Raw genomic sequence first — 25,443 nt, 5'->3', positions numbered from 1 at the left:
AATATCGGTGAACTCAAGTTTTATAAATCGCTTAGTCGGAACAAGTATCGTGGTAATAGCAGCAATTGTGTTTATACCTAACATACTTGATGGTGAAAAAGTGCACTATAAAGAAGGCTTTAAAGCGATTCCAGAACGCTCTGAGTTCAAAACAATCGATCTGCAGCAAGAAATTGATGAAAACGTAGCCGGAGCAGACTCGTTGCAACAAGATGAGATAGAAGACATTCAAGCAGATGATATCGCTTTTGAACAACAAGCTAATATTGCTCAAAGTGACTATACATCAGAAGCTAAAGTGGTAGAGGCGCTAATAGCGCCTAAAGCTCAACCACAAGCAGCTGCGCCGGTACAATCAATCAAGCCACGCCAAAACAATGAGAACCTAACCAGCATGGCTTATGTCATTCAATTAGGTAGTTTTTCTCATGCCGCAAACGTAAAAGCGCTGCAAGCAAAGCTGCAAGCTAAAGGGTTCAAAACCTTTACTAAGCCAGTAAAAACGCCAAACGGTACATTAACTAAAGTATTTGTTGGCCCATCGCTTAATAAAAATGAGTTACAAAAGCAATTACCAGCACTTAAAGAGCTAACTAAGCTCAATGGTAAAATAACGCAATTTGAAGTAACCAAGTAACGTGTTACACCTAGCCTTGTGTAGCAAGGTTAGGTGTTTTTATTAGTCGTATTACACTTCTCATATGTTGGTCAAAACTATTTTAATTAAGGTTAAAATTTACTGTTTTGGGCAACCAGTTATCTCCCGCTTAAACTTGCATATTAACGATGTTTAGGTATAGAATGCGCCCCAAATTAGCGACTAATTGGTTCTTATGATCTGGGTTGATTACGCCATTCTTGGCATTATTGCACTATCTACCGTCATCGGTTTAATACGCGGCTTTGTTAAAGAAGCTATGTCATTAGCTGTATGGGCTGGCGCTTTTATCATCTCTAGCTTGTTCTATCAATATTTAGCTTCCTTCCTAACTACCATTTCTGAACCCCTTTTAAGAAATGCAGCGGCCATAGCCATATTATTCTTTGTGACGCTATTGTTGGGCGGTTTACTAAACTACATTTTAGGTGAATTAGTACAGCGTACTGGTTTATCAGGCACCGACCGTGTTTTTGGCATTGTGTTTGGTGCTCTTCGAGGCGTGTTGGTCGTGAGCGCGTTACTCTTCTTTCTTGATGCTTTTACAGGTGCGCCTAGTACGCATTGGTGGGGCAACTCTATTTTGATTCCGGAATTTGGCTTTGTTGTTGAATGGTTTTTTTCATACCTTGAAAACAACTCAAGCTTTTTAAATTCAGTAAACCGTTAATCGGCGAGGATAAATTACATGTGTGGTATCGTTGGAATAGTCGGAACATCGCCAGTTAATCAGGCGATTTATGATGGCTTAACTGTTTTGCAGCATCGCGGCCAAGACGCCGCGGGTATTATTACCATTGACAACAATACGTTTAGCTTACGCAAAGCAAATGGTTTAGTGAGAGATGTATTTCACACTCGCCATATGAAACGATTGCAGGGAACAATTGGCATAGGCCATGTTCGTTACCCAACAGCAGGCTCGTCAAGCTCATCAGAAGCGCAGCCATTTTATGTAAACTCTCCTTTTGGTATTGCATTAGCACATAATGGCAACCTAACGAATGCAGAAGAGTTAAAAGAGCAATTGTTTTCAGAAGCACGACGCCATGTAAACACCACCTCTGACTCAGAAATATTGCTTAATATTCTTGCGCATGAGTTAAGTAAATCAAACAAGCTACAGCTTGGCGCAGAAGATATTTTTACCGCTATTACCGAAGTAAATAACAAAGTGAATGGCGGCTATGCTGCTATCGCGATGATTATTGGCCACGGTGTGGTGGCGTTTCGTGACCCTAATGGTATTCGTCCATTGGTATTTGGTAAACGCGAAAGCGCAAAAGGCACCGAATACATGTTTGCTTCAGAAAGTGTTGCACTAAAACAAGATGGTTTTGAATTTATTCGTGATGTAGCACCAGGTGAAGCTATTTATGTAACCGAAAACGGTGAATTTCACTCGTTAAGCTGTGCAGATAAAGTATCTTATTCACCATGTATTTTTGAGTTTGTTTATTTTGCTCGCCCCGATTCAACCATTGACCGTATGTCTGTTTATGCAGCACGGGTAAATATGGGAACTAAATTGGGTGAAAAAATAGCACGTGAGTGGGCTGATAAAGACATTGATGTGGTTATTCCTATTCCTGAAACATCGTGTGATATTGCGCTCGAAATAGCCCGTGTTCTTGATTTACCTTACCGCCAAGGTTTTGTTAAAAACCGTTACATTGGCCGCACATTTATTATGCCAGGCCAAGAGTTACGTAAAAAATCGGTGCGTCAAAAGTTAAATGCCATAGATCGTGAGTTTAAAGGTAAAAACGTATTACTGGTTGATGACTCAATTGTGCGTGGTACTACCTCAGCGCAAATAGTTGAAATGGCTAGAGAGTCGGGTGCTAAAAATGTTTATTTTGCATCAGCTGCTCCTGAAATACGTTTTCCTAATGTGTACGGTATTGATATGCCATCTGCAGCCGAGCTGATTGCTCATGGCCGTGAAGTGGAAGATATTAATGCAAGTATTGGTTCTGACGGTTTGATTTTTCAGTCATTAAAAGATTTGATTGCAGCGGTTGGCAAAGAAAACCCTGAAATCACTAAATTTGAAACATCAGTATTCGATGGCCAATATATAACTGGCGACATTGATCAAGATTACTTAAATCGTATTGATAAAATGCGTAATGACTCTGCAAAAAGTACTCGCGAAAATGCGATGTCTGCAGGGTTAGAGATTCATAATCAAGATGAAAACGAATCAGACTAATCGTTAAAAATATTTAAATAAAAAAGGAGCTAATTAGCTCCTTTTTTTTGTGCAAAAAAGCACAAATACTTTTACTCCAACGCGGTGCAGTGCTTATGTAAACATGGGGCTCACTATTCCATTAGTCCATAGCATAGCGGTAACCGCTAAAATAATAACCAGTAAAATTAAGCCACAAGTTACTACAGAGCTTGCGTAAATAAAGCCTCGTTCTTCTGGTATATGCATTAATATTGGCACACCGGTATAAAGTAAATAAACCGAGTAAGCCAAAGCAACCATGCCTACGCACACCACAAACCATAAGTGCGGTAAAAAAGCAGCTAGTGCCGACATAAATACCGGGGTTGCAGTATAAGCTGCTAGTTCGAGAGCTTGAGTGAAAGTGGGCTGAGCACCAAAGGTTACTCCCATCCAGTGGGCTAAATAAGCCAAAGCAAATATACCCGCAATTAGCGCCACATACATTGCAATTGCAATAAGTAGTGCACTGTCATGGGTTAAAAATACGGGGTTTCCTGTACCTATACTCCATCCTAAATATACCGATGAATAGTACCCCATAACCGAGGGAAACAGCGCTATCAACACAATATGCGAGAGGCTATAAGTTAGGCTTTCATGGCGGTTATCAATTGTTTGCCATTCTTCAAGTGGGTGAGCGTAAAGCCCCCATAGGTGGTTTAGTATCATAGTGTTTACTCCATAAAAGTAACTTATTAGTTTTTTACTGTTTTATTTTTATACAGTCACTATACAGTTATGGTTCACTTGCAATACAAAGTCAAGGTAACATTGTATTAACATTTTATAGTTGTAAATGATACCCATGTAAAAGTAGGTCGTGGTGATCTTTTAAAAAGGTTTCATGGTAAAATCGTTATTAAGTTTAAAGTTATACTGAGATATGCAAAAAGTGTCTACGCAACAATTATTAGCGCCAATTTTAAGTTTTTTAAAATGCGAAACCCCACAGCAGTGGGTTGATGAAGCGATAAAAAAAGAAAATTTATCGATTATATTAATCGACCATTTGATATGTGAATTAAAGGCAGCGCAATCAGCGATGTTTTTAATTCGTAAGTATGCGGTGGATAAAGAAAGTAGCGACGCTCTGCTTGAGTGGCTAAAACCGTTTGAAACATTAATTTATAAACGTGAAGGCAATTGGCGTGACTTAGCGGCTAAAAACAAGCTTACCAAGGCTATTATTCCTAAATCTAACTCGCCGTATGGGCAAGAGTTAATCGATAAAATGGTGATGCTAATAAAAGAAGAGTTGCATCATTTTTATCAAGTATTAGAAATTATGGACGAGTACGGTGTTGAGTATAGAAGTATTACCCCATGTCGTTATGCTAAAGGTATGCTGCGTAATGTAAAAACCTTTGAGCCAGATGCTCTAGTCGATAAGCTTATAGTGGGTGCTTACATTGAGGCGCGATCGTGTGAGCGTTTTGCTAAGCTTGCTCCGCATGTAGATAAACGTTTAGGTGACTTTTATATATCGCTATTGCGCTCAGAAGCGCGACATTATCAAGATTATTTAACGCTGGCGCAAGAAATTGCCGACTTTGATATTACCGAGCGAGTGCAGTTTTTTGCAGAAAAAGAACGTGAGCTCATTGCAACGCCCGATACCGACTTTAAATTTCATAGCGGTATTCCTGCATTAAAAAACTAACCTTTTGTAGCACTCATTTTACGCCTTAAAAGGAGTGCTAATTAACTTTTGAGCCTGTGGTGTAACCACTAAATATGAGCCTTGGGTGTACCAGTCACCTAAAACCGTACGCGTTAAAGTTTCTTGGTTTACTGTGTAAGTATGCACATTAGGGCGATGAGTATGACCGTGGATCATATTAGTGACCTGGTGCTTAGCAAAAGTAGCGAGTACGGCGTCATCAATCACATCGAGTATTTCAAGGGGTTTATTGGCTTGGCTAAGTTTACTTTTTTCACGTGCATTACGGGCTATTTTTTTACGATACCATAGTGGCATAGCCAACATTAGTTTTGGCCACCACCATCCACGGCTTTTACGACGAAACTTTTGGTACTCTATATCTTGAGTACACATTTCATCGCCATGTAAAATAACCGTTGGTGTACCGTATAAATCTATTACGGTTTGCTCATCAAGTAAGGTCATGCCTGCCATTGCGGCATACTTGTCGCGCATAATAAAGTCGCGATTACCATGAATAAAATAAACCGGTGTACCGCCATCACTGACTGCTTTTAAATGCTTTGCTACATTAGCGCTCAGCGTTGTAATGTAATCGTCGCCAACCCATACTTCAAAAAAATCACCTAAAATGTACAGTGCATCTACATCTTGATTAAGTATGTGCGTATTTAAAAAGCTAAAAAATGCCGCGCTAATATCAGGGCGGTTTTCACTTAGATGTAAATCGGCAATAAAATAAGTTTTGCGAGTCATAGATGAGTCTTTTTAGATAAAATAAAAGCGGGCTTATATAAATTAAGTAAATATTTAAACTTAATTTATATTAATACCCGCTTATATACTCACATAATGTGAGTAAACGCTATTAGTTAACAGTAACGCTTTCGATAATTACATCTTCAAGTGGTACGTCTTGATGAAAGCCGTTGCTACCAGTTGCTACGCCTTTAATTTTATTAACTATGTCCATGCCTTCAACAACTTCAGCAAATACACAGTAACCCCAGCCTTGCGACGTTTCGCTGCTGTGGTTTAAAAAATCGTTGTCGTTAACGTTAATGAAAAATTGCGCTGTAGCTGAATGAGGATCAGGCGTACGTGCCATTGCTAAAGTACCTACTTTATTTGATAGGCCATTGTTAGCTTCATTTTTAATTGGATCATTTACTTCTTTTTGATCCATACCAGGGATAAAACCACCGCCTTGAACCATAAAACCATCGATTACACGATGAAAGATAGTGCCGTTGAAAAAGCCAGCATTTGCATACTCTAAAAAGTTTTTAACTGTGTTTGGAGCTTCTTGATCAAACATTTTAATGGTGATGTCACCAAAATTAGTGTGTAGAACAACCATGAGGTTTCCTGTATCTGGTTTAAATAGTCGCGCTATTTTATCTCAGTTAGCTAAGATTAACAAAGTAGATGTTTGCTTTGTTATAAAGCGCTAGAGCAGGGGCTTTTCAAGTGGTAACATAGCTGTTCAAGTTAATAGTCAAGGACTCAAAGTAAATGGTTAATATATACAACACACTAACGCGACAAAAAGAGCAATTTAAACCAATGGTCGAAGGCAAAATCGACATGTATGTGTGTGGTATCACCATTTATGATTACTGTCATATTGGGCATGCGCGTACCTTTGTTGGCTTCGATGTGATTGTTCGCTACCTTCGCCATATTGGTTATGATTTAAAATATGTGCGTAATATTACCGATGTTGATGACAAAATAATTAAACGCGCTAACGAAAATGGCGAGTCAATAAACGACTTAACTGTGCGCATGACGAAAGCCATGCATGAAGATTTTGATAGTTTAAACATGTTACGCCCCGATGTTGAACCAACAGTAACTGCGCACATGGATGAAATTATTGAAATGGTTGAGCGCTTAATTACCAAAGGCCATGCTTATGTTGCTGCCGATGGTGATGTATTGTTTGATGTTTCTACCTTTGAGCAGTACGGCGCATTATCGCAGCAAGATTTAACCATGCTGCAATCAGGATCGCGTGTTGAGGTTGCTCAAGATAAAGACGATCCGCTTGATTTTGTATTGTGGAAAAAAGCCAAAGCGGGTGAGCCATCATGGTCATCTCCATGGGGCGAAGGGCGTCCAGGTTGGCATATTGAATGTTCTGCTATGAGCTCAAAGCATTTGGGTGAGCATTTTGATATTCATGGTGGGGGTTCTGACTTACAGTTTCCGCATCACGAAAACGAAATTGCACAATCGTGCTGTGCAAATAATGGCAAGTATGTAAATACTTGGATCCACACGGGTATGGTGCAAGTAAATAAAGAAAAAATGTCTAAATCGTTAGATAACTTTTTTACTGTGCGTGAAGTGTTAAAACAGTACGATGCAGAATCGGTACGTTACTTTTTAATCTCGGGCCATTACCGCAGCCAGCTAAATTATTCGCAAGAAAATTTAGATCAAGCTCGCTCATCACTTGAACGTATTTATACAGCACTTCGTGGGGTTAAACCAGTAGCGTGTGAGCTTGATGACAACGAGTATGTTATTAAGTTTAGAAAGGCGATGGATGATGACTTTAATACACCAGAAGCATTACCTGTGTTGTTTGAGCTAGCTAAAGAGCTAAACCGCGTAAAAGATATTGATAGCCAGCAAGCAGGGCAGTTAGCATTTATACTAGGTAGCATAAGCGAAGTGCTAGGTGTTGCTCAACAGGACCCAGAAGCCTTTTTACAAGGTGGGCAAGACGATGATGAAGTAGCACAAATTGAAGCGCTAATAGTTAAGCGTAACGATGCGCGTGCTAGTAAAAACTGGGCTGCTGCTGATGAAGCGCGCGATGCACTTAGTGCGTTAGGCGTAATACTAGAAGATTCAGCCGGTAAAACCACTTGGCGTAAAGCGTAATTGGTTTATTTCAAAAATAATAACTAACTTTATTAGTTGCATTAAAAAGGGTTGCCACTTGGCAACCCTTTTTTGATTCTGTTAGCGCTTAGCTATGATATTTTTCACACGCTTCGAGGGTGTTTTCAATCAAGCTTGCCACTGTCATAGGGCCTACACCACCAGGTACAGGGGTAATAAAGTCAGCTTTTTGCTCAGCAACACTATATTCAACATCACCCACTAACTTACCGCTATCTAAGCGGTTAATACCTACATCAATAACAATCGCACCTTCTTTAACCCAGTCACCAGGAATAAATTCAGGTTTACCAACTGCAACCACTAATAAATCGGCCCGACGAACATGGGTTTCTAAGTCTTGTGTAAACTTATGACAAACAGTGGTAGTGCAACCAGCTAACAATAGCTCTAGTGCCATAGGACGCCCTACAATATTAGATGCACCTACAACCACAGCATGCAATCCTTTATAACGCACACCCGTTGAGTCAAGTAAGGTAATAATACCTTTTGGTGTACAAGGACGAAGGGCTGGCATACGTTGGGCTAGTCGGCCTATATTGTAAGGATGAAAACCATCTACATCTTTATGCGGGGTAATACGTTCAAGAATCTTTTCTACATCAAGACCTTCAGGTAAAGGGAGTTGTACTAAAATACCGTCAATTTCTTGATCGTTGTTTAATTCATCAATTAACTCTAATAGTGTTTGCTCAGTGGTATTTGCTGGTAAATCAAAAGATTTAGAGATAAAACCAACTTCTTCACAGGCTTTACGTTTTGAGCCAACATAAACCTGACTCGCAGGGTCGAGTCCTACAAGCACTACTGCAAGACCGGGCGCACGAAGGTTTTGTGCTACTCGCTCTGAAACGCGTTGTGCAACTGCGCTACGTACTTGTTTTGCTATTGCTTTACCATCAATGATGTTTGCCGTCATGGGTGACCTTTAATTAGGGTTAATTAACTTGATACAGATACTTAAAATGGATATACAAAAAATAGGGGTAATGTAATAAAGAAATACTTACTTTATTAAATCCATTTTCAATATGTTTACTATTTTCGCAGAAAAGCACTAAAGCGCCAAGTTGCTTTTAGCTAATAGCGTATTTGATTATACAAAATAGTCTAAATTTCAGCCGGCTATTAGGTTATTCTGGCTATTATGAACTAAAAGTGAGCAATTGAATTGTTTTCTTAAAAAAACGTTTGACCTAACCCAGCCAAATCACTATTATGCACCCCGTTGTCAACGAGGTCACTCGCTAACAATTATAAGCATCGGCGATTAGCGCAGTTTGGTAGCGCACTTGGTTTGGGTCCAAGGGGTCGCAGGTTCAAATCCTGCATCGCCGACCACTTTCTTAAGTAATTAAGCTAAGTGGATATTATTTGGGTATTAATGCAATAGTACATTTGCACAAAGCCATTGTACTTACGTAATTAGCTTATTGGTAAACTATGAAGTTTTCGATGCGCCCATAGCTCAGCTGGATAGAGCAACGCCCTTCTAAGGCGTGGGTCGAAGGTTCGAATCCTTCTGGGTGCACCATTTGAAAACAAGTAAATACCGTGGTGATTGTAGCTCAGTTGGTAGAGCCCCGGATTGTGATTCCGGTTGTCGTGGGTTCGAGCCCCATCAGTCACCCCAATTTACAAAGAGTATCGGCGATTAGCGCAGTTTGGTAGCGCACTTGGTTTGGGTCCAAGGGGTCGCAGGTTCAAATCCTGCATCGCCGACCATTTTCTTATAAATGGTCTTAAATACAAAGTTTAAGTATTCAAAAGTTAAGTATAAAAAATATATCGGCGATTAGCGCAGTTTGGTAGCGCACTTGGTTTGGGTCCAAGGGGTCGCAGGTTCAAATCCTGCATCGCCGACCATTTTCTTTATTAACAATAATAAATGAAAATGGTTTTGATATTACACGCACTACTCACTTCAAAATCAGTATTATCGAGCACTTTGTTAAAGCAGAGATTGTTAATATTCGAAAATAAATAATAAAAACTCACTAATAAACTATTTTAGAACTTATAAACTATAACTTTATACTTTTGATTAGCTGCTAAATTAGCCTGTTTTTTATTCGCTTGATTACTAATAACACAATTGTGCTTCAAAAAATTGTTTCCTACACTCGACTATCATCAATATTACGTTATAATGCCGCGTCTATTATTTTAATATAGTGCCCGCAGGGCAGAGCAGCAATGGTATCTGGTGGTAGCGACGAATGTTTTTAAGCCACAAAGGTTTAAATTTTATCAAGACTCCTAAAGATGACTTTGTGTGTAAAGAAGGCGAACAGTCGCCAAAATTGAAGATTGAGGTAAATCATGCAAGTTTCTGTTGAGACGACCCAAGGCCTTGAGCGCCGTCTGACCATCACCGTTCCTGCAGAGAACGTTGAGAATGAAGTAAAAAAACGCTTACAACAACTGTCAAAAACGCAGCGTATTGATGGCTTCCGTGCTGGTAAAGTTCCAGCATCAGTAATTAACAAGCGTTTTGGACCAGCAGTTCGTCAAGAAGTTGCTGGCGAAGTAATGCAACGTAATTTCTATGAAGCAATTGTTTCAGAAAAAATTAACCCAGCTGGCGCACCAACATTTGCTCCAAAAGCACTTGAAGCTGGTAAAGATTTAGAGTTTTCGGCTACGTTTGAAGTTTACCCTGAAGTTGAAGTTCAAGGTTTAGACAAAATTACAGTTGAAAAACCAGCCGTAACAGTAACTGACGAAGATTTAGCTAACATGCTAGAAACACTTCGTAAGCAACACGCAGACTGGGCTGAAGTTGATACAGCTGCTGGCGAAAACGACCGTGTAACGGTTGATTTTGTAGGTACTATCGACGGTGAAGTATTTGAAGGCGGCAAAGCTGAAGACTTCCCATTAGAACTTGGCCAAGGTCGTATGATCCCAGGTTTTGAAGATAATATCGTAGGTAAAAAAGCAGGCGAAGAAGCAATTGCTGATGTAACTTTCCCTGATGATTACCATGCTGAAAACTTAAAAGGTAAAGCGGCTCAATTCACTATCACAGTGAAAAAAGTTGAAGCGCAAGAGTTACCTGAATTAAGCGAAGAATTTGCAACTAAATTCGGTGTTACCGAAGGTGGTGTTGACGCGCTTAAAGTTGAAGTTAAAAAGAACATGACACGTGAGCTAGACCAAGCGGTTAAAGCTAACGTTAAAGATCAAGCTATTAAAGGTCTTTTAGCGAACAACGAAATTGAAGTGCCTAAAGCACTAGTTGATCAAGAAGTTGACGCATTACGTCAGCAAGCTGCTCAACGTTTTGGTGGCGATGCGCAAAACATGCCTGAGCTTCCTGCTGAATTGTTCCATGAGCAAGCAGTAACACGTGTTAAAACTGGCCTTTTATTAGGTGAAGTGATTAAAGCTAACGAGATTAAAGTTGACGACGCTAAAGTTGAAGCATTAATCGCAACGGTAGCTTCTGCATACGAAGATCCAACTGAAGTAGTAGAATACTACAAAGCGAATGATCAACTTATGCAGCAAATGCGTAATGTAGCAATGGAAGAGCAAGCTGTTGAGGCTATCTTAGCTAAAGCAACTGTGACTGACGTTGAAACAGCATTTGACGACATCATGAATCCACAGCAAGGTGCTTAATAAGTCATTGACTTAAGTGCTCGCTAACGATTAAATGGCTCGTGTTACTCTGTTTATGCAGTGTGCTCGGGCCATTTTAGTTTGTGGTTCTTAATTTGCGAAAAATGATAACTATGCTTTTCTTTAATAAGGACAAGTATAAGCGCATAAGGAATTAAATAAGTATGAATATTGGTATTACAGATCCCCTAAACGCATTGGTCCCTATGGTTGTTGAACAAACACCTAAAGGCGAGCGCTCGTATGACATTTATTCGAGATTATTAAAAGAGCGTATTATCTTTTTAACGGGTCCTGTTGAAGACAACATGGCAAACCTGATTTTAGCGCAAATGTTGTTCTTAGAATCAGAAAACCCAGATAAAGATATCTTTTTATATATAAACTCACCAGGTGGTTCGGTTACTGCGGGTATGGCAATTTACGACACAATGAACTTCATTAAACCAGATGTAAGTACAATTTGTGTAGGTCAAGCTGCTAGCATGGGTGCTTTTTTACTTACCGCTGGGGCAAAGGGCAAACGTTTTTGCCTACCGAACTCACGCGTAATGATCCACCAACCATTAGGTGGTTTCCAAGGTCAAGCATCTGACTTTGAAATACATGCCAAAGAAATCCTGTCTATTAAAGACAAGCTAAACCGCTTAATGGCTGAGCATACAGGCCAACCATTAGACGTGATTTCTAAAGACACTGATCGTGATAACTTTATGAGTGCTGATCAAGCTGTAGATTACGGCATTGTAGACTCAGTATTTAAAAATCGCGCTAGCAAGTAAGCGTTTGGCAAACAGCTAGGCTGTTTGCCACTTTGAGTTACTATGCGAAAAAATTAAATTTTGGTATAGTTAAAACGTATTGAAATAGCCATCGACCAATTTGGTGGCCAACGTATAAAATGAGGTAGCTGAATGTCTGACACTCCTACAGACGGCGACAAAAGTAGTAAATTGTTATACTGTTCTTTTTGCGGCAAAAGCCAACATGAAGTACGCAAATTAATTGCAGGCCCTTCAGTATATGTTTGTGATGAATGTGTAGAGTTGTGTAACGATATTATCAGAGAAGAAATAAAAGACATTGCGCCTAAGCACGATGCCTCTGACAAACTACCTGTACCAAAAGAAATTCGTAAACACTTAGACGACTATGTTATTGGCCAAGACCATGCTAAAAAAGTATTGTCTGTAGCGGTATACAACCATTACAAACGCCTACGTAATCAGTCGACTAAGCAAGATATTGAACTAAGTAAAAGTAATATCTTATTAATTGGTCCTACAGGTAGTGGTAAAACATTACTAGCAGAAACGTTAGCACGCTTATTAGATGTGCCGTTTACTATGGCCGATGCAACCACATTAACCGAAGCGGGTTATGTGGGTGAAGATGTTGAAAACATCATTCAAAAGCTGTTACAAAAATGCGATTACGATGTAGAAAAAGCACAACGTGGTATTGTTTACATAGATGAAATTGATAAAATTTCTCGTAAATCAGACAACCCGTCAATTACGCGTGATGTATCAGGCGAAGGCGTGCAACAAGCACTACTTAAACTGATAGAAGGCACCATAGCTTCGGTTCCACCACAAGGTGGCCGTAAGCACCCACAGCAAGAGTTTTTACAAGTAGATACGTCTAAAATCTTGTTTATTTGTGGTGGCGCATTCTCAGGTCTTGATAAAGTGATTGAGCAACGTAGCCATAAAAATACCGGTATTGGTTTTGGTGTTGATGTTAAAGAGTCTGCAGCGAGCCGTTCTTTAAGTGATACATTTAAAGACGTAGAGCCAGAGGATTTAGTTAAGTACGGCTTGATCCCTGAGTTTATCGGCCGTTTACCGGTAGTTGCTACATTAACTGAACTTGATGAAGCTGCACTAATACAAATTTTAAGTGAGCCTAAAAACGCCATTACTAAACAGTTTTCAGTATTGTTTGGTATGGAAGATGTTGAGCTTGAGTTTCGCGATGATGCCTTAGCTGCAATTGCCCACAAAGCAATGGAGCGTAAAACAGGTGCTCGTGGTTTGCGTTCAATCGTTGAAGGTGTATTACTTGATACTATGTATGAGCTACCTTCTATGGATAATGTAAGCAAAGTGGTTATAGATGAAACCGTAATTAAAGGTGAATCAGACCCAATTTTGATTTATGAAAATAATAATCAAGATAAAGCAGCATCTGAGTAGTTTTTAAGCTATTTGATTTAAAAAGGAGCCTAAGGCTCCTTTTTTTATAATTAATTTAATTGAGTACGGGAAAATCGTTGAACTTTAATTAGGTTATCCCCATATACTTGAGTAATCTTTAAAATAAATGAAGTGCAAAGAGAAATATAATGACGCTTGAGAGAACCGATCGAGTCGAAATCCCAGTATTAGCACTGCGCGATGTAGTGGTATATCCGCACATGGTGATCCCGCTTTTTGTAGGCCGTGAAAAATCAATAAAATGCCTTGAAGCGGCAATGGATAAAGACAAACAAATTTTCTTGGTTGCCCAAAAAGATGCAACCGTAGATGAGCCTGAGCAAGATGATATTTATCGTGTTGGTACTATTGCCACTGTACTTCAGTTATTAAAGTTACCAGACGGTACAGTAAAAGTTTTAGTAGAAGGTACGCAGCGCGCAAAAATTGAAGAATTTATTGATAGCGAAGAATTTTTTGTAGCTAATGCGCAGTTTATTGAATCAGAATCAATAGATGAGCATGAGCAAGATGTGTTTATTCGCAGCGCAATTAGCCAATTTGAAGGCTATGTAAAACTCAATAAAAAAATCCCACCAGAAGTACTTACTTCGGTTTCGGGGATTGACGATCCGGCGCGCCTTGCCGATACCATGGCAGCTCATATGCCATTAAAAGTGCCTGAAAAACAAAAAGTATTAGAAACCTCAAGTGTTACCGAACGCTTAGAATACTTAATGGCGCTAATGGAAGGCGAAATAGATTTACTGCAAGTTGAGAAAAAAATACGTAGCCGCGTTAAAAAGCAGATGGAAAAATCACAGCGCGAGTATTACCTCAATGAGCAAATGAAAGCGATTCAAAAAGAGCTCGGTGAACTTGATGATGTGCCAGATGAGTTTGAAGCGCTGAAAAAGCGTATTGAAGAGTCGGGCATGCCAACCGAAGCAAAAGAAAAAGCGACGGCTGAGTTAAGTAAGCTAAAAATGATGTCGCCAATGTCGGCAGAAGCCAGTGTAGTGCGCTCATACATAGATACACTAATTAGTGTACCGTGGAAAAAACGCTCAAAAGTTAAAAAAGATTTAGCTGGCGCGCAAAAAATACTTGATAGCGATCATTACGGCTTAGAAAAAGTTAAAGAACGTATTTTAGAGTACCTAGCGGTGCAACAACGTACTAACAAGCTTAAAGGGCCTATTTTGTGTCTAGTAGGGCCGCCTGGTGTGGGTAAAACCTCTTTAGGTCAATCTATTGCACGCTCTACCGGCCGTAAGTATATTCGTATGGCGCTTGGCGGTGTACGTGATGAAGCTGAAATTCGTGGCCATCGTCGTACTTACATTGGCTCAATGCCAGGTAAAATGATTCAGAATATGACAAAAGTGGGCGTTAAAAACCCATTGTTTTTACTTGATGAAATCGACAAAATGTCATCAGACATGCGTGGTGATCCCGCATCTGCATTACTTGAGGTGTTAGATCCTGAGCAAAATAGTCATTTTGCCGATCACTACCTAGAAGTTGACTACGATTTGTCGGATGTGATGTTTGTTGCTACATCAAACAGCTTTAACATTCCAGGGCCGTTACTAGATCGAATGGAAGTTATTCGTTTGTCGGGTTACACCGAAGATGAAAAACTTAATATTGCTAAACAGCACTTAATTACCAAGCAAGTTAAGCGTAATGGCTTAAAAGAGCATGAAATTGAGATAGCCGATAGTGCCATTACCGGTATTATTCGTTATTACACGCGTGAAGCGGGTGTACGTAATTTAGAGCGCGAAATATCTAAACTATGTCGTAAAGCGGTTAAAAATATTTTAATCGAAAAAGACACCACAACAGTCACTATCGATGAGCACAACCTAGAGGACTTTTTAGGGGTGCAACGCTTTGATTACGGTAAAGCAGAAGACGGCGACCGTATTGGCCAAGTTACCGGCCTTGCATGGACTGAAGTGGGCGGCGACTTGCTAACTATTGAATGCGCCGCAGTACCAGGTAAAGGTAAGCTTAGCTATACCGGCTCATTAGGTGATGTAATGCAAGAGTCGATACAAGCAGCCATGACAGTAGTACGAAACCGAGCGGAAGAGTTTCGTATTAACAGTGATTTTTATGAAAAGCGCGATATTCATGTACACGTACCTGAAGGCGCAACGCCTAAAGATGGTCCAAGTGCAGGTGCTGCTATGGTAACTGGTTTAGTGTCGAGCTTAACTGGTAATCCGGTACGTGCCGATGTTGCCATGACAGGCGAAATTACATTGCGTGGTGAAGTACTACCAATTGGTGGCTTAAAAGAGAAATTATTAGCAGCGCATCGCGGCGGTATTAAAACGGTTATTATTCCAAAAATTAACGAACGTGACCTAAAAGAGATCCCAGACAACGTATTGGCTGGCCTCGATATTCACCCAGTTACATGGATTGATGAAGTATTAAAACTTGCTTTAGTGCACCCAGTTGATAGTTTTTCAGTCGAAACGCCGAAAAACCGATAAAAAACGCTAAAAAAGTGCTTTTAGGGGCTTTTCAAATCTAAACGGTATGATAAGTTAAGCACTGGTTTTCAAGCCTAGCCCTTATGGTTACTAGGCTTAAGAAAAATATAATCGTATGAGCATAATAGTTTGCTCTAAATTTTCAAAACAGTGATGTTAGTAAAAAACAATCGCTCTTGATAACAACAATTAAAGAGGATGATATTGTGAATAAATCTCAATTAATCGATCAAATCGCAGCTGATGCTGACATTTCTAAAGCGGCTGCAGGTCGTGCACTAGATTCATTTATCGAATCAGTTACTGGCGCACTTAAAGAAGGCGACTCAGTTGCACTTGTTGGTTTTGGTACTTTTTCAGTTCGTGACCGTGCTGCACGTTCAGGCCGTAACCCACAAACTGGCGAAACAATTCAAATCGCTGCTGCAACTATCCCTGCATTTAAAGCAGGTAAAGCACTAAAAGACGCAGTAAACTAATCACTGTTTTAAACACATTAGTTGTGGCGAGTGTAAAAATACTTAATGACCACAGAAGATGAATTAAGTAACTTTACCGCCAGTTACTTCAAGTGAAAAAGCGTATCTGGTAAGATACGCTTTTTTTACATATGACAAGGTAAAAACCTTGCTCAGAAAAGAGATAAACAAATGCTTGAGAAAATCAGAGAAGGTTCGCAAGGACCTATAGCCAAAGTAATTTTAGGCGCCGTGATTTTATCTTTTGCTTTAGCAGGAATTGGTAGTTACCTAGGTCAAACCACAGAACAACCTGTTGCTGAAGTAAATGGTATTAAAATTAGTCAAACCGAATTTAATCGTGCGTTTCAAAATGAACGAGGCCGATTAGAGCAACAGTTTGGTGAATACTTTACCCAAATTGCAGCCGATCCAAATTACATGGCGCAAATACGCCAAGGTGTAATTGACCGTTTAGTACAACAAGAACTGCAAACTCAACTAGCGGCAGAGTTAGGCCTTCGTGTAAGCGATGAAAGTGTAAGACAAACCATTTTAGAATTACCTTATTTTAAAATTGGTGAAAGCTTTAACAACGACCGTTACTTGCAAGTTATTCGTCAAATGAACTTTCAACCAGACTCATTTCGCGAGTATTTACGTAAAGACATGACACGCAGCCAGCTTGTATCTGCTGTTGCGGGAAGTGATTTTGCGCTAAAAAATGAACTTGACAGTGCCATTGCTTTACAACAACAAACGCGCAGCATTGACTACCTAGTAGTTAATAAAGAAGCAATGCAAGACAGTGTTGTAGTGAGTGAGCAAGAAATAGCTGATTACTATGAATTAAATAGCGGCCAGTTTTTATCTCCTGAGCGTTTATCGGTTAATTACATAGAGCTAAAAGCGCAAGACATTACAGTTGCTTCAGTAACTGAAGATGACGTAAAAGCCTATTACGAACAAAGTAAAGCGCAATACGTTGAGCCTGAAAAGCGTCGTGTTTCGCATATTTTAATTGATAACAGTGAAGACGATGATGCAGCTAAAGCAAAAGCAGAGTCTTTATTAGCGCAATTAAATCAAGGTGCTGATTTTGCCGAGCTAGCAGAATCATCGTCTGATGATATTGTAAGTGGCGAAATGGGTGGCGATTTAGAGTGGATAGAACGTGATGTAATGGATCCTGTTTTTGAAGACGCAGCATTTGCGCTCGAAAATAAAGGTGACTACTCAGACGTTATAGCATCAGAATTTGGTTACCACATTATTAAACTAACCGACCTACAGGCGCAGCAAGTAAAAGCCTACGATGATGTAAAAGCAGATTTACGTGCAGAACTAGAAAAAGCTGAAAAAGTAGATGCATTTTACGAAAAGCAAACAGAAATGGCCGCGCTTGCGTTTGAAATTTCAGACCGCTTAGTTGATGCAGCAGAAGCCGCGGGTGTAGAGATTAAGTCTACTCCACTTGTAGCGCTAAATGAGCTACCAGAGCCGTTAAACAGCCCTGCAGTTATTACAGCATTAACATCAGTTGATTTACTTGAAGATAAAGTAAACTCAGAGCTGATTGAGTTAGGTAATGAGCATGTTATTGTGGTGCGTGTTAATGAACATGAGCCAGCTGCCACTAAAGCACTAAGCGATGTAAGCGAGCAAATTAAAGCCAGCTTAGTTAACGAGAAAACATCAGCGCTTGCTAAAGAAAAAGCCCGTACACTCTTTGCAGAAGTACAAGCAGGCAAGAGCTTAAATGACGTTGCCGCTGAGCAAAACCTAACAGTTCGCCAAGAAGCGCAGTTAACGCGTCAGAGCTATACTGTTTCGCCAGCTATTGTGACGCAAACATTTAAAATGGCTCACCCAACTGATTCAGCAATCGTTGAGCTAGTTAATTTAAATAATGGTGATGCTGCGATTGTTGCGCTTAAATCGGTAACGAACGCTGAAGTTGCAGATAATATTGACCCACAAATTCAGCAAAACATTACCATGGCACAAGCAAACAAAAACTACATGGTGTTTATTGAGTCATTAAAAGCTCAAGCGAAAATTAACTTACCAAATGTAGCGCAAGCCGCAGAGTGAAATTCGTAATTAAATAATTAAAAGGCGCTTTTTTAAAGCGCCTTTTTTGTTTGTAAAAAAGCAGCTATTAGGAAAAGTAGTTATTACTAAAAGAAGGTGCCAGATATCAGTAAGTGATTAACCGAATTTGGTATTTAGGTTTACAGTTGAAATATTTTTAATGCAGACACCCATTTTAAAATATTTTCAATAAAGACACCCACCCTAATATTTGTAATATCAGTGTAATTAACTATGCACTGGTTAGTGCAATAATTGAGCAGGTATCACATGGCTATCGCAAGAAAACGTCAGGTTAGTTTGGTCGATACAAAATACTATCACTGTATTTCGCGCTGTGTGCGCCGTGCATTTTTATGCGGCGTAGACAACTTTACTAATCAATCGTATGAACATTATTTTTAATGCAGACACCCATCTTAATATTTGTAATATCAGTGTAATTAACTATGCTCTGTTTAGTGCAATAATTAAGCAGGGTGTCACATGGCTATCGCAAGAAAACGTCAGGTTAGTTTGGTCGATACAAAATACTATCACTGTATTTCGCGCTGTGTACGCCGTGCATTTTTATGCGGCGTAGACAACTTTACTAATCAATCGTATGAACATCGCAGAGGGTGGGTTGAAAGCAAATTACTTGCCCTCGCTAACGTATTTTGTATCGATGTGTGCGCGTATGCAGTAATGAGCAATCACACCCACTTAGTACTCTATGTTGATGATAAAAAAGCCAAGCGACTAACCGATAAAGCCATTATTCAGCGGTGGCACAGGCTTTGTAAAGGCACTGTACTCACCAACAAATACCTACAAGGTGAAGAGCTAAGTAAAATTGAATGGCTCTTTCTAAATGAAACAATCAGTGAATACCGAGAACGCTTAGCTAATATCAGTTGGTTTATGCGCTTATTAAATGAAGACATTGCGCGCAGAGCTAATAAAGAAGATAACTGTACCGGACGGTTTTGGGAGGGACGTTTTAAATCACAAGCCCTTTTAGATGAAGCCGCATTAATCGCCTGTATGGCATATGTTGACTTAAACCCAATAAGAGCAAAGGCAGCAACAACACCAGAAACATCAGAGCATACCAGCGTAAAAATACGCATTGAAAGTGCCACTGCAGGTAAGCAACCGAAGCAACTCCTGCGCTTTTCAGGTAAATCAAAAAAGCACATGGCGAAAGGATTACCATTTGCGCTTAAATCTTACCTTGAACTAGTAGAATTAACCGGGCGTTGTATACGCGAAGGCAAGAAAGGCCATATTGAGAGTACCACTTTACCCCTGTTACAAAGAGTAAACATTACCCCCGAAAACTGGCTAAAACTCACCACACAATTTAGTCGCGTATTTCATGGTGCAGTAGGTCGCCCAGCGTCACACGAAGGATACTGCGAACACCTAAACAGAAAGCGGCGCACCAACGTTAGTAACTGCGAAAAGCTACTGGCTTAAAATTTTACTTCAAAAACTCTCCGTAATTCCCTCTCACTGTGAAAGCACAGTATTTCGCATGCCTAAAATGAATAAAAACAGCGTTATTTGAATATTATTTGAATAAGCAGAGGGATTTTAAAAATTAAGGATGCTTTTAAGCCTAGCAATGTTTGTTTAGATAAACACCAAAGGGATTAATTATTAGAGTGGGTGTCATTTTAATTTTTTAACATTTTAGTTTTTCAGACGTTCAGGTTTAATTATGTTCTAAATCAAACCTAAACGCGTACACTTTTACGTATTGAAGTTAGTTTTTCTTGGATTGTCTCATCAACAACTCAATAATTTTTGCGTTATTTTCGATTGGGGATTTTGGAATATTGCTTCGGTGGGGCCGTATTCAACAATTTCGCCTCGTTCTAGTACTACCAGTTGGTCGCTAATATGGCGGACTAAACTAAGGTGATGGGTTATTAATATATAGGTTAATCCGGTTTCTAGTTGTAGCTTTAGTAATAAATTAACTATTTGTGCGCGTACAGAGGGGTCTAGAGATGAAAGTGCTTCATCAAGTACAACAACCTTAGGATCTAATATAAGTGCGCGAGCAAGCGCTACACGCTGTAATTGCCCTATGCTGAACATGTGCGGATAATATTGTTGATGATCTACTAATAACCCCACTTTTAACATAGTGCTGTCTATTTTTTCGGCGCGTTGTTGTTTGTCAAAATCGGTATTAAATTGCAGGCAATCATCGAGCATGTCGGCAATAGTCAGTGCCGGGTTTAGCGAGGTTGCTGAGTCTTGAAAAATCATTCTGATATGGCGACATTGTGGATCGCGAATGCCGTTATTTTCGATTATGTTGTTTTCGAGTAAAATTTGCCCGCTATCAGCGCTATCGGCTCCGGCAAGTAATTTTGCTAGGGTACTTTTTCCGGCACCCGTTTCACCAATTATGGCTATGGTTTCGCCTTTGCCAACACTAAACGAAATATTTTTAAGTACTGCAAATTTTTTACGGCTAAATAATCCAGCCCGTAAATTAAAGCTTTTTGATAATGCTTGTACTTTTAGTAAGGGTTGCACTATTTCATCTCCTTGATCAGCGGAAAATGACACGCATAACTATGCCCTTGGTGTTTAGTTAGCTTTGGCGCAATAACACATTCTCTTTGTGCTTGCGGGCAACGCGGCCCTAACCGACAACCAATTGGTAAATGTTGCAGCGTAGGAATGGTGCCTTTAAGCGCGTAAAAAGGCTCTTTATGCGCCAAACCATGTTCGTAATCGGGTAGGCTTTTTAGTAGTGCTTGCGTATAAGGGTGGCGTGGTTGGCTAAAAATACGATGCGTTGGGCCTGCTTCAACCATTTGTCCACAATATAAAACATGAATAGTATGCGACCAGTTAACAATTTCTTCTAGCTCATGAGAAATCATTAAAATAGACATGTTTTTTAACTGATTTAAGCTTTTTAACAATCTAAATACTTGTGCACGGGTGGTGCTTTCAAGTGCGGTGGTGGGCTCATCTGCAATTAATAATTTTGGCGTACGCGCAATTGCCATAGCAATCATCACTTTTTGGCACACCCCTTCTGAAAGCTCGTGGGGGTAGCTGCTAAGTATTTCTTCGTGGTTTTTAATACCGACTTTATGAATAAGTGCTTTTACTCTGTCTTTGCGCTCGCGATTACGCTTTAAGAAAAACCCTTTACTTGCTACCTCAGGTAAGGTTTCGGCTATTTGATCAAATATTTTAGCGGTAGGGTCAAGGCAGCGACTCGGATCTTGATAAATCATGGCTATGTCTTGGCTCACTACTTTACGGCGTTGTTCTGGGGTTAAACGCATTAAGTCTACCCCGCGCCAATGCACTCTATCAGCTGTTATTACCCAGCGTTCATTAAGCACTCCTACAATTGCTTTGGCGATTAAGCTCTTCCCAGAACCAGATTCACCCACTAAAGCATGTACTTCGCCTTCTTTTAAGCTAAAGCTCACTCTGTCTACGGCTCTAATAACGGTTTCAGAGGTGTGTAATTCAATGGTTAAGTTTCGAACATCAAGTAATTGCATTTAATCAGCCTTACGCGCTTGTAAAACTTGGCGAAGTCCATCGCCTACTAAGTTTGTTGACAGTACCGCTAAAAACAACAGTACGCCTGGTAGGGCTACAGTCCAGGGAGCTAAATATATAAGCCCTAGGTTTTCGGCTAAAATTGCACCCCATTCGGTTGTAGGTGGTTGCGCGCCTAATTTTAAAAAACCTAAAGCGGCTATATCTAAAATAGCAGTAGAGAGCGCCATGGTAAAAATAACCACTATATATTCATATATATTAGGGTAAATCCCTCGCGACAATATATGCCAATTAGAGGCGCCATCGAGCCGATAAGCGGTGATGTAATCTTTACTCAGCTCATCTACAATTAAGTTGCGAATAGAGTGAATAAATTGCGGCAGCAGTGCCAAAATAATTGCCCATACGGTATTCATTAAACCTGGGCCTAATATCGCTATAATAATAATTGCCAGCAACAACGACGGAATAGAAAGCGTTATATCCAGTAAGTGATTTAAAAAACTGGAGCGAAGCCCGCGACTAATACCAGCAAAAGTGCCTACGAGTAAGCCAATGACAGTGGTTAAAAACGCTGCAATAATTGATAAGCCAAATGTATACGTTGCGCCGTTCATTAATCTAGAGAGCACATCGCGGCCTAAATCGTCGGTGCCTAAAAGAAAACGTACGTCACCCATTTCGCGCCACGAGGGCGGAATAAGTAAGGCATCACTATGTTGCTGATTAACCCCATAAGGGGCTAAAAAAGGTGCACTGGCGGCCAGTAAAGCAAAAGCAATAAACACCCATAAACCAACGAGTGCAGGGTGGTTGGTTTTAAATTTTCGCCATAGCCGTGCTAGGGGCGATTTATTCGACTCTTCAGAAAATAAGTTAAACTTTGCCATGAGCTTGGTTCCGTGAGAGTGGGTCGAATAGAGTATAAATTAGCTCTGCGATTATGGTGGCAAAAATAATAAATAAAGAAACCGCCATTAAGCCACCTTGTATAGCGGGGTAATCACGCTGATAAATACTATCAATTAACCAGCGGCCAATCCCAGGCCACGAAAAAATAATTTCAGTGATCATTGCCAGCGTAATAAGCGTGCTAAATTGTAAACCAATTTGCTTAATTACCGGTAACAATGCATTACGCAGCGCATGGTGCATTATAAGTTGCCTGCGATTAAGGCCTTTTGCGCGCGCTGTTTTAATAAAGTTTTGATCCATTACTTTAAGCATAGATTCGCGAGTAAAGCGTATTAATACCGTAGTGGGGTACATAGCCAGTACTATGGTAGGCAAGGTAAGGTGGTGTAAGGCGTCAATAAAAGCCATGCCCTGGTACGGAAAGCTTGCCAAGCTAATATCAATTAAAATAAAGCCAGTAGTGGGTGGTATTTCATAGAGTAAACTCATTCTTCCTGACATTGGAAACCAACCCAGTTGCAATGAAAATAGCATAATGAGTAATAATGCTAACCAAAAAATAGGCATGGAATAGCCTATCATAGTGGTAGAGGAAATAAGCTTATCGGGCCATTGTTTATAATAAGCAGAGGCTAATATGCCTGTAGGAACACCAATAACAACCGAAACAAACAGCGCGTATATACTAAGCTCGAGTGTGGCAGGAATTAAGTCGAGTATTTGCGAAAACACGCTATCTCCAGAGGCAAACGACAGTCCCCAATCACCTTGCAATATACGCCCTAAAAAAGCGATATATTGCATAAAATAATTACTATTATATAAATACTTATCTTCTAACTGGGTGTGTTGCGCAAAGTTATTACTGGGAATACCGCTTAAATTACTTAATGCATCGCCAGGAAATAAAAAGCTCAGTAAAAAAGTAAAAACGCTAAGCATTAATACCATAAAAACAAATAAACCAATGCGGCGTAAAATATAATCTAAGCGCATTATTTTTTCCTCGCATTAGCAAGCGAAATAGCACCAAATGGGCCGAGCGTTATGCCCTCTACATCAGCACTGCTTGCCTGAAAACGCATGCCGTGGGCTATTGGTATTAAAGGTAGCTCATTAATAATCATGCTTTGTGCAGCGTCATAATATTGTTTACGCAGTGCTATATCGGTTGTACTAAGCGCTTGGTTAAGTAAAGAGTCAAATTGTGGGTTACACCAATTTGCGGCATTTTTACCACTAAAGGTGGCCGTGCAACTTAGCAAAGGGCTAAAAAAGTTATCAGGGTCGGGCGTATCGGCAGCCCAGCCAAGCAGTACGCTGTCGTGTCGGTGCTCGCCAACACGCTGAATAAAGGTATTCCATTCGTATTCTATAATACTCACTTTAACCCCTATTTTACGTAAATCACTTTGCATTAGCTCGGCCATTTTACGGGCATTAGGATTATAAATACGACTGACTGGCATGGCCCAAATGTTCATGTTAAAGCCATTAGGTAAGCCAGCTTCAATAAGTAATTTTTTGGCTAAAGCAGGGTCAAAATTTGGAATGTTAGCTTGTGGTTCAAACGCCCACGAGGTGGGTGGTAAAATTGATTGAGCGCGAATACCATTGCCGTAATACACAGCCTGCATTATTTTATCTACGTCAATTGCATGAGCGAGTGCTTGTCGTACTCGTATATCGTCAAAAGGGGGGCGCTCAGTATTAAATGCCCAGTAGCCAATATTTAAGTTAGTTTCTTTTTCTACATTAATGTCGTCGCGCTGGGCTAAAATACTCAATTGCGCGCTACTTGGATGAGCAGTGACATCACATTCTTTGGTGAGCATTTTAGCTATACGCGTGGTGCCGTTAGGGGTAATGTCGTAAACCAATTGATCCAGTACCACGTCGTGTTTCCAATAAACTGGGTTTTTATAAAAGCGCACTAAATGGTCGCGCCTATACTCTTTATAAATATACGGTCCTGTGCCTACTGGGTAGTGATCAAACAAATTGGTTTGTTCGCTGGCTTTTAGTTGCATGGCATATTCTTGTGACAATACAACCGCAAAATCGGTGGCCATATTGGCTAAAAAGCTACTTTCGGCATTAAACAATTCAAACCGTACTTGATAGTCAGACACACGTACAATTTTACGAATAAGCTGATCAATTCCTACACTCTGAAAGTAAGGATAATTAGCATCGCCAACAAAGTGATACGGATTATAAACATCAAATAAGCGGCTAAAAGTAAAAATAACATCGTCAGCGTTAAAGTCCCGCGACGGCGTAAAGTACGCCGTGGTATGAAATTTTACGTCTTTACGTAAGGTAAAAGTAATCGATTTACCGTCTTTACTCGTTTTCCAATCGGTGGCTAATTCACTTTGAAATTCAGCTGTAACAGGGTCAATACTAATTAGGCGGTCGTATAATTGATTGGCAATAATATCTATAGTTGAGCCTGTTGTAGTTACCTGCGGATTAAACGACACAGGGTTTGCTTCAGCGCAATAAACTAAGCCTTGGTTTTTTTCTTTTAAGATTTCTTCTTTACTATCTATACACCCTATAAGGCTGGTTGATAGCAAAGCAAGTAATAATTTATGCACCTGCGTAACCTCTAACTATTATTGAACT

The 25,443-nt window shown here is 40.0% G+C and carries 21 protein-coding genes, 5 tRNA genes and 1 pseudogene; 18 read left to right on the top strand and 9 right to left on the bottom strand.

From position 1 onward, the window contains the following. Window positions 1-7 precede the first annotated feature (7 nt). From RB215_RS10190 to purF, 3 genes are all read left to right on the top strand, one after another. Window positions 8-637 carry an SPOR domain-containing protein gene (locus RB215_RS10190; RefSeq protein WP_089368568.1) on the top strand — a complete coding sequence of 210 codons (630 nt, stop codon included), beginning with the start codon at window positions 8-10 and terminating at the stop codon, window positions 635-637. A gap of 196 nt (window positions 638-833) precedes the next feature. Continuing rightward, window positions 834-1,328 (top strand): CvpA family protein, encoded by a 495-nt coding sequence (locus RB215_RS10185; RefSeq protein ID WP_058373811.1) that lies wholly within the window; start codon window positions 834-836, stop codon window positions 1,326-1,328. A gap of 18 nt (window positions 1,329-1,346) precedes the next feature. Then, entirely contained in the window at window positions 1,347-2,873 is a 1,527-nt protein-coding gene (purF, locus tag RB215_RS10180) for an amidophosphoribosyltransferase (RefSeq protein ID WP_089368566.1), read from the top strand. A 93-nt stretch (window positions 2,874-2,966) separates the two neighbouring features. Here purF and RB215_RS10175 read toward each other — a convergent pair whose 3' ends face one another. Then, a complete protein-coding gene (locus tag RB215_RS10175) occupies window positions 2,967-3,566 on the bottom strand; it encodes a Yip1 family protein (protein ID WP_011328727.1) in 600 nt (199 codons plus the stop codon). A 223-nt stretch (window positions 3,567-3,789) separates the two neighbouring features. Between RB215_RS10175 and RB215_RS10170 the strand changes: the two genes are divergently transcribed. Continuing rightward, window positions 3,790-4,557, top strand: coding sequence for a tRNA-(ms[2]io[6]A)-hydroxylase (locus RB215_RS10170; RefSeq protein WP_011328726.1), 768 nt, complete (start codon window positions 3,790-3,792; stop codon window positions 4,555-4,557). 18 nt (window positions 4,558-4,575) lie between these two features. Here the strand turns inward: RB215_RS10170 and RB215_RS10165 are convergent, their stop codons facing one another. Beyond that, on the bottom strand, window positions 4,576-5,316 hold the full coding sequence (locus RB215_RS10165; RefSeq protein ID WP_011328725.1) for a UDP-2,3-diacylglucosamine diphosphatase: 741 nt from the start codon (window positions 5,314-5,316) through the stop codon (window positions 4,576-4,578). 112 nt (window positions 5,317-5,428) lie between these two features. Continuing rightward, the gene (locus tag RB215_RS10160; protein ID WP_011328724.1) at window positions 5,429-5,920 is read right to left on the bottom strand and encodes a peptidylprolyl isomerase; all 492 of its coding nucleotides are present in this window, start codon (window positions 5,918-5,920) and stop codon (window positions 5,429-5,431) included. A 155-nt stretch (window positions 5,921-6,075) separates the two neighbouring features. Here RB215_RS10160 and cysS point away from each other — a divergent pair, with 155 nt between their 5' ends. Beyond that, window positions 6,076-7,455, top strand: a complete 1,380-nt coding sequence (cysS, locus tag RB215_RS10155) for a cysteine--tRNA ligase (RefSeq protein WP_309216312.1) — start codon at window positions 6,076-6,078, stop codon at window positions 7,453-7,455. Window positions 7,456-7,543: 88 nt separating this feature from the next. Here cysS and folD read toward each other — a convergent pair whose 3' ends face one another. After that, the gene (folD, locus tag RB215_RS10150; RefSeq protein ID WP_011328722.1) at window positions 7,544-8,398 is read right to left on the bottom strand and encodes a bifunctional methylenetetrahydrofolate dehydrogenase/methenyltetrahydrofolate cyclohydrolase FolD; all 855 of its coding nucleotides are present in this window, start codon (window positions 8,396-8,398) and stop codon (window positions 7,544-7,546) included. A 345-nt stretch (window positions 8,399-8,743) separates the two neighbouring features. On the opposite strand from folD, the gene RB215_RS10145 reads away from it, so the two are divergent. From RB215_RS10145 to RB215_RS10085, 13 genes and pseudogenes are all read left to right on the top strand, one after another. After that, a tRNA-Pro gene (locus tag RB215_RS10145) sits at window positions 8,744-8,820 on the top strand. A 116-nt stretch (window positions 8,821-8,936) separates the two neighbouring features. After that, a tRNA-Arg gene (locus RB215_RS10140) sits at window positions 8,937-9,013 on the top strand. A 23-nt stretch (window positions 9,014-9,036) separates the two neighbouring features. After that, window positions 9,037-9,112: transfer RNA gene (locus RB215_RS10135), tRNA-His, on the top strand. Between the two features lie 15 nt (window positions 9,113-9,127). Beyond that, window positions 9,128-9,204, top strand: a tRNA-Pro gene (locus RB215_RS10130). Window positions 9,205-9,268: 64 nt separating this feature from the next. Then, a tRNA-Pro gene (locus tag RB215_RS10125) sits at window positions 9,269-9,345 on the top strand. A gap of 456 nt (window positions 9,346-9,801) precedes the next feature. Beyond that, on the top strand, window positions 9,802-11,106 hold the full coding sequence (gene tig, locus RB215_RS10120; protein ID WP_011328721.1) for a trigger factor: 1,305 nt from the start codon (window positions 9,802-9,804) through the stop codon (window positions 11,104-11,106). Window positions 11,107-11,270: 164 nt separating this feature from the next. Further along, window positions 11,271-11,888, top strand: a complete 618-nt coding sequence (gene clpP, locus RB215_RS10115; protein WP_011328720.1) for an ATP-dependent Clp endopeptidase proteolytic subunit ClpP — start codon at window positions 11,271-11,273, stop codon at window positions 11,886-11,888. A 132-nt stretch (window positions 11,889-12,020) separates the two neighbouring features. Beyond that, window positions 12,021-13,304 carry an ATP-dependent protease ATP-binding subunit ClpX gene (gene clpX, locus RB215_RS10110; protein WP_011328719.1) on the top strand — a complete coding sequence of 428 codons (1,284 nt, stop codon included), beginning with the start codon at window positions 12,021-12,023 and terminating at the stop codon, window positions 13,302-13,304. Between the two features lie 149 nt (window positions 13,305-13,453). Beyond that, entirely contained in the window at window positions 13,454-15,814 is a 2,361-nt protein-coding gene (gene lon, locus RB215_RS10105) for an endopeptidase La (protein WP_011328718.1), read from the top strand. Between the two features lie 206 nt (window positions 15,815-16,020). Next, window positions 16,021-16,293, top strand: a complete 273-nt coding sequence (gene hupB, locus RB215_RS10100) for a nucleoid-associated protein HU-beta (protein ID WP_011328717.1) — start codon at window positions 16,021-16,023, stop codon at window positions 16,291-16,293. Between the two features lie 171 nt (window positions 16,294-16,464). Then, on the top strand, window positions 16,465-18,366 hold the full coding sequence (locus RB215_RS10095) for a SurA N-terminal domain-containing protein (protein WP_309216311.1): 1,902 nt from the start codon (window positions 16,465-16,467) through the stop codon (window positions 18,364-18,366). A gap of 270 nt (window positions 18,367-18,636) precedes the next feature. After that, a pseudogene (locus tag RB215_RS10090) lies at window positions 18,637-18,732 on the top strand (Mobile element protein); the annotation flags it as partial. Window positions 18,733-18,852: 120 nt separating this feature from the next. After that, window positions 18,853-19,827: a transposase gene (locus RB215_RS10085; protein ID WP_089368564.1), complete on the top strand. Its 975-nt coding sequence runs from the start codon at window positions 18,853-18,855 to the stop codon at window positions 19,825-19,827. Between the two features lie 312 nt (window positions 19,828-20,139). Here the strand turns inward: RB215_RS10085 and RB215_RS10080 are convergent, their stop codons facing one another. From RB215_RS10080 to RB215_RS10060, 5 genes are read right to left on the bottom strand one after another with little or no spacing between them, the layout of a single operon-like run. After that, entirely contained in the window at window positions 20,140-20,901 is a 762-nt protein-coding gene (locus tag RB215_RS10080) for an ATP-binding cassette domain-containing protein (RefSeq protein WP_011328713.1), read from the bottom strand. Further along, entirely contained in the window at window positions 20,901-21,893 is a 993-nt protein-coding gene (locus tag RB215_RS10075; protein WP_011328712.1) for an oligopeptide/dipeptide ABC transporter ATP-binding protein, read from the bottom strand. The genes RB215_RS10080 and RB215_RS10075 overlap by 1 nt, the downstream gene beginning before the upstream one ends. Next, on the bottom strand, window positions 21,894-22,787 hold the full coding sequence (locus RB215_RS10070; protein ID WP_011328711.1) for an ABC transporter permease subunit: 894 nt from the start codon (window positions 22,785-22,787) through the stop codon (window positions 21,894-21,896). Next, window positions 22,774-23,808, bottom strand: coding sequence for an ABC transporter permease subunit (locus RB215_RS10065; protein WP_089368562.1), 1,035 nt, complete (start codon window positions 23,806-23,808; stop codon window positions 22,774-22,776). The genes RB215_RS10070 and RB215_RS10065 overlap by 14 nt, the downstream gene beginning before the upstream one ends. Further along, window positions 23,808-25,415, bottom strand: coding sequence for an ABC transporter substrate-binding protein (locus RB215_RS10060; RefSeq protein ID WP_011328709.1), 1,608 nt, complete (start codon window positions 25,413-25,415; stop codon window positions 23,808-23,810). Before RB215_RS10060 ends, RB215_RS10065 begins: the two co-directional genes overlap by 1 nt. Window positions 25,416-25,443 lie beyond the last annotated feature (28 nt).

It is taken from the genome of Pseudoalteromonas sp. HL-AS2 (assembly GCF_031198805.1).
Classification (GTDB): domain Bacteria; phylum Pseudomonadota; class Gammaproteobacteria; order Enterobacterales; family Alteromonadaceae; genus Pseudoalteromonas; species Pseudoalteromonas nigrifaciens.
Note: the sequence above shows the minus strand (reverse complement) of the source record. Positions and strands in the feature narration are given on the sequence as shown.

Bases quoted from the DNA above. Each gene is read 5' to 3' on its own strand.
- cysS (WP_309216312.1), top strand. From the start codon at position 6,076: ATGGTTAATATATACAACACACTAACGCGACAAAAAGAGCAATTTAAA.
- clpP (WP_011328720.1), top strand. From the start codon at position 11,271: ATGAATATTGGTATTACAGATCCCCTAAACGCATTGGTCCCTATGGTT.
- RB215_RS10070 (WP_011328711.1), bottom strand. From the start codon at position 22,787: ATGGCAAAGTTTAACTTATTTTCTGAAGAGTCGAATAAATCGCCCCTA.
- RB215_RS10185 (WP_058373811.1), top strand. From the start codon at position 834: ATGATCTGGGTTGATTACGCCATTCTTGGCATTATTGCACTATCTACC.
- purF (WP_089368566.1), top strand. From the start codon at position 1,347: ATGTGTGGTATCGTTGGAATAGTCGGAACATCGCCAGTTAATCAGGCG.
- clpX (WP_011328719.1), top strand. From the start codon at position 12,021: ATGTCTGACACTCCTACAGACGGCGACAAAAGTAGTAAATTGTTATAC.
- folD (WP_011328722.1), bottom strand. From the start codon at position 8,398: ATGACGGCAAACATCATTGATGGTAAAGCAATAGCAAAACAAGTACGT.
- RB215_RS10160 (WP_011328724.1), bottom strand. From the start codon at position 5,920: ATGGTTGTTCTACACACTAATTTTGGTGACATCACCATTAAAATGTTT.
- RB215_RS10085 (WP_089368564.1), top strand. From the start codon at position 18,853: ATGGCTATCGCAAGAAAACGTCAGGTTAGTTTGGTCGATACAAAATAC.
- RB215_RS10075 (WP_011328712.1), bottom strand. From the start codon at position 21,893: ATGCAATTACTTGATGTTCGAAACTTAACCATTGAATTACACACCTCT.
- RB215_RS10065 (WP_089368562.1), bottom strand. From the start codon at position 23,808: ATGCGCTTAGATTATATTTTACGCCGCATTGGTTTATTTGTTTTTATG.
- RB215_RS10095 (WP_309216311.1), top strand. From the start codon at position 16,465: ATGCTTGAGAAAATCAGAGAAGGTTCGCAAGGACCTATAGCCAAAGTA.
- RB215_RS10175 (WP_011328727.1), bottom strand. From the start codon at position 3,566: ATGATACTAAACCACCTATGGGGGCTTTACGCTCACCCACTTGAAGAA.
- lon (WP_011328718.1), top strand. From the start codon at position 13,454: ATGACGCTTGAGAGAACCGATCGAGTCGAAATCCCAGTATTAGCACTG.
- RB215_RS10165 (WP_011328725.1), bottom strand. From the start codon at position 5,316: ATGACTCGCAAAACTTATTTTATTGCCGATTTACATCTAAGTGAAAAC.
- tig (WP_011328721.1), top strand. From the start codon at position 9,802: ATGCAAGTTTCTGTTGAGACGACCCAAGGCCTTGAGCGCCGTCTGACC.